5 protein-coding genes and 1 pseudogene are annotated in these 3824 nt (G+C 45.7%); 4 read left to right on the top strand and 2 right to left on the bottom strand.

Annotation, left to right across the window (positions count from 1 at the left end):
- Both F6K57_RS39195 and F6K57_RS39190 read left to right on the top strand, forming a co-directional pair.
- Nucleotides 1-125: pseudogene (locus F6K57_RS39195) on the top strand (septum formation inhibitor Maf); the annotation flags it as partial.
- Entirely contained in the window at nucleotides 107-1009 is a 903-nt protein-coding gene (locus tag F6K57_RS39190; RefSeq protein ID WP_293074096.1) for a hypothetical protein, read from the top strand. The pseudogene F6K57_RS39195 and the gene F6K57_RS39190, both read left to right, overlap by 19 nt.
- Here F6K57_RS39190 and F6K57_RS39185 read toward each other — a convergent pair.
- A complete protein-coding gene (locus F6K57_RS39185) occupies nucleotides 987-1136 on the bottom strand; it encodes a hypothetical protein (RefSeq protein WP_293074093.1) in 150 nt (49 codons plus the stop codon). The genes F6K57_RS39190 and F6K57_RS39185 overlap by 23 nt on opposite strands.
- On the opposite strand from F6K57_RS39185, the gene F6K57_RS39180 reads away from it, so the two are divergent.
- Complete coding sequence (locus F6K57_RS39180) at nucleotides 1129-1317, top strand: hypothetical protein (protein WP_293074090.1); 189 nt, start codon at nucleotides 1129-1131, stop codon at nucleotides 1315-1317. The genes F6K57_RS39185 and F6K57_RS39180 overlap by 8 nt on opposite strands.
- Before the next feature lie 62 nt (nucleotides 1318-1379).
- Nucleotides 1380-3491, top strand: coding sequence for a LamG-like jellyroll fold domain-containing protein (locus F6K57_RS39175; RefSeq protein WP_293074087.1), 2112 nt, complete (start codon nucleotides 1380-1382; stop codon nucleotides 3489-3491).
- Here the strand turns inward: F6K57_RS39175 and F6K57_RS39170 are convergent.
- Nucleotides 3477-3602, bottom strand: a complete 126-nt coding sequence (locus F6K57_RS39170) for a hypothetical protein (protein ID WP_293074085.1) — start codon at nucleotides 3600-3602, stop codon at nucleotides 3477-3479. The genes F6K57_RS39175 and F6K57_RS39170 overlap by 15 nt on opposite strands.
- Between the last annotated feature and the right edge of the window lie 222 nt (nucleotides 3603-3824).

Here is a 3824-nt window from a genome sequence, read left to right as displayed (position 1 = left end):
TTGCTGATCAATTTAGTGACGCTCTGGTATTAGGCTGTGATTCTGTATTGAGTATGGAGGGTGGGATTTATGGCAAACCTCCTAACCCATCTGAAGCAATCGCTCGTTGGCAACAGATGCGAGGGATACCGATGTAGCGAGGGCATGGGCAATTACTCCCAAATTTAACCCAAAAGACTTACAGTGGTTGCCAAACTACTACCTCCCGTTGGAGCAATCAGGGACGATCAAGGTCAGTTTATGGTCCCAGGGTAATGATCCCCCAACCACCTATCAGCTACAGGTCAAGATTAATGGTCCAGGACAGACCATAGCCTATGAGGAAAAAATCTTTACCTCTGACGAATCTAGCGATCGCGAATTGAGTTACCCAGTCACACCCAGCCAATTCAGTCTTGGAACCGAATGGTACGTGACTATGGTCAACTTGGGCGATGTTAACGTTAGCGGTGATATCACCATCGAGTACCCTGATGGTTCTCTGACAGGAAATTTCAACCTACCCCCCAAGACCACAAGTGACCATGCTGACAATAGCCCTTATCTAGACAGAGACGATGTCGGTCAAGTGGAACTGATTATTCTACCGGATTCTTCAGCACGGCAACCTACTCCCAGTCTTGGTTTGCTGGACTTAGTAGAGGAATACATCCTGGCTCGCTGTGCCCCCACCCTAGACCTGCGAGTCACAGGACCCTATTGGGTAGAAGTTACAGTCACAGCTGAGGTTGTACCCCTCTCCTTAGACCTTGCCGAAGCCGTTGTAATGGAGGTCAACGATGCCCTGAACCACTTTTTACATCCCCTGACTGGTGGAGTAGAAGGTCAAGGCTGGCCTTTTGGTCGTCAGCCCCATAAATCAGACCTGTATCGGTTAATCGAATCCGTTCCAGGTGTGAATTATGTTAAATCTCTCTCCATTGACCTAGCCGAGATACCTGAGGAACAAAGCAACCGATTCCTAATCTATTCCGGTGAACATCAGATTAGTCTGGGTCAGGATTTTTGAGGGAATCGGGAATCGGGAATCGGGAACAGGGAACAGGGAATCGGGAATCGGGAATCGGGAATCGGGAATCGGGAATCGGGAACAGGGAACAGGGAACAGGGAACAGGGAACAGGCAAGCTTGGCCAATAGGCCACGCTACGCGAACAACCTTCAACCTTCAACCTTCAACCCACCAACCTTAAACCTTCAACCAACTAACCTTAAACCTTCAACCTTCAACCAACTAACCTTAAACCTTCAACCTTCAACCTTCAACCAATTAACCTTCAACCTTCAACCAATTAACCTTCAACCTTCAACCAATTAACCTTCAACCTTCAACCAATTAACCTTCAACCTTCAACCAATTAACCTTCAACCTTCAACATAATGCCCCTACCACTACCTAACCTAGATGACCGTACTTATGCTGACCTCTTAGAAGAGGCTCGGTCTCTAATACCGAAAGAGTACCCTGATTGGACTGACCACAATCCTACTGACCCTGGCATCATCTTGATTGAGATGTTGGCTTGGTTGACGGAGATGGTGATTTACCGGACTAATCAGATCCCAGATGAAAACCAAAAAATGTTTCTGAAGCTGCTTAATGGTTCCGAGTGGCAGCTGGAAGGGGATTTGGAGACAGCAGTGCAGCAAACCATTGTGGATTTGCGGCAACGCTACCGGGCAGTCAGTAGTGAGGACTTTGAACAACTGGTACTACAAGACTGGCAGGACACACCAACCGCTAAGGCTCTTGGTCCTTTTGGTGTAGTCGCTAGGGCTAAATGTATTTCTCAGCAGAATCTGGCTTTGAGTGAACCAACTGCCAGAGAAGAACCTGCCCCAGGAAACATTAGCTTGCTGGTGGTTCCTCAAACTTTGGCTGATAACTACAGTTTGCTCTCCTTTGATGGCCAGGATGATTATCTGGAAATCCCTCACTCAGACCAACTCAATTTTGCTAACGATCAAGCTAAGGATCAAAATTTTACCATTGAACTTTGGGTCAGACCTGAAAAAGTCCAAGCTAGAACCCAAGAAACCTATAATAGTATCTTAGAAAAAGGTAGTGGTTCTGGGGGTTGTCCTTATGGGATTAGATATGACAACCAATCGGGTAAAATCCAGGTAATTAGAAGTGATGGTACTAACTTTGCTACCATTAGTTCTACCAAAGCCATTAATGATGACAATTTTCATCACGTTGCTTTTGTCAAAGATAGTTCAACACTTTACTTATATCTTGATGGGGAATTAGAAGGCTTTACTGACGATATCACCTCAGGTAATACTATTAATGATTCATCCCTTTATCTTGGCTGTCGAGGTAACCAAAGCCATTATTTCCAAGGCATAATTACTCAATTGCGGGTTTGGGGGGAAGTCCGCTTGCAGGCAGATATTAAACAGGAGATAAATAACTTTCTTAAAGGTACAGAAAAGGGATTAGTTGGTTGCTGGGATTTGGATGAAGGCTCTGGTATTATTGCTAATAATAAGACTCCTAACCAAAATCATGGAACTATCCAAGGAGCCAGTTGGTATCAACCCAATATCACTGCTTCACTGTTGCAAGGCTTATGGTCTTTCTTGGATGAACGGCGGTTGCTGACTGTACGCCATCACGTAGTTACCCCAGACTACCTACCCTTGCGAGTTTGGGCGCGACTCTATCTAGTTGCAGGGGGCAATGCCCAGCAGGTTAAAGAGCAGGCAAACCAGGAGGCACAAGCTTTCTTCCACCCAGTTAATTCCCAGTCTTATTGGGATGGTCAGGGTTGGCCTTTTGGTAGGAGTATTTACGTTTCGGAGCTATATCAATTACTCGATCGCATCCCTGGAGTGGACTATGTCGAGGATGTCATGGTTCATACTCATGAGCTAACCATTGATCTAACCACTACTGTTTTAACTCAGGCAAGCTCAAGATCCCAGACTCAGATTACGGTTAAAGACACCACCGGTTTTAATCTAGGGGATACTATTCAACTCGACCCCAGCAGTAGTGATCAGGAATACTATACGATTAGTAGTATTGAGCAAGGACTAAAACAATTGACCTTGTCTTCAGCCTTAAATAAAGCTTATGGACTGGGAACAATGGTTGTCCGTCCCCTTAGTTTTGAGATTACCGAAGTGATCTCCAACCTTGAATTCAAGGTGAATCAAGTAACGGGATTGGCAGCAGGGGATAGGGTTGGGATCATTCCTACTAATAGCAATCCAGAAAATCGAGAAATTGACACTGTTGATTTTTCCAGCAATAAAATTACCCTCAAACAAGCTCTCAGCCAAGCTCCAACCACAGGGACAAAGGTGGTTCAGTTAGGAACCTGGCGGGAGGAACGTACTAAACCTAAAGAAAGCTATCAGTTTATCGAAAAAGAGCTGATCAGAGTTAAGCTAAAAAACTATGAGTTAGTAGACTTTAACGTACAGTTAAATTTAGTAATCATGGAATACATAGGGGAGCAATGGCAATTAACTAGCTCGTAAGGGAGTAGGGAGTAGGTAGTAGGTAACAGGGAATAGGGAATAGGGAACAGGGAACAGGGAACAGGGAACAGGGAACAGGCAAGTGATCTCCCCATCTCCCCATCTCCCCACCTCCCCATCTCCCCATCCTCACAAGGGTAGGTTTTTTACATTTGGGTCCTGCCCCACCCCCAACCCCCGACCGGTCGGGGGCGGATCAGAAGGAGAGGAAAAGGAAAACAACGAAGAAGCGATGCAGCGCGGTCTTGGGGGTTTCCCCCATGAGCGACTGAATCAAGACAATGATGATTTTTAACGACAAATTAAGTATATTTTCTTATCCCCCACACCCCA

The organism is Moorena sp. SIO4A5 (genome assembly GCF_010672005.1).
Lineage (GTDB): Bacteria > Cyanobacteriota > Cyanobacteriia > Cyanobacteriales > Coleofasciculaceae > Moorena.
Note: the sequence above shows the minus strand (reverse complement) of the source record. Positions and strands in the feature narration are given on the sequence as shown.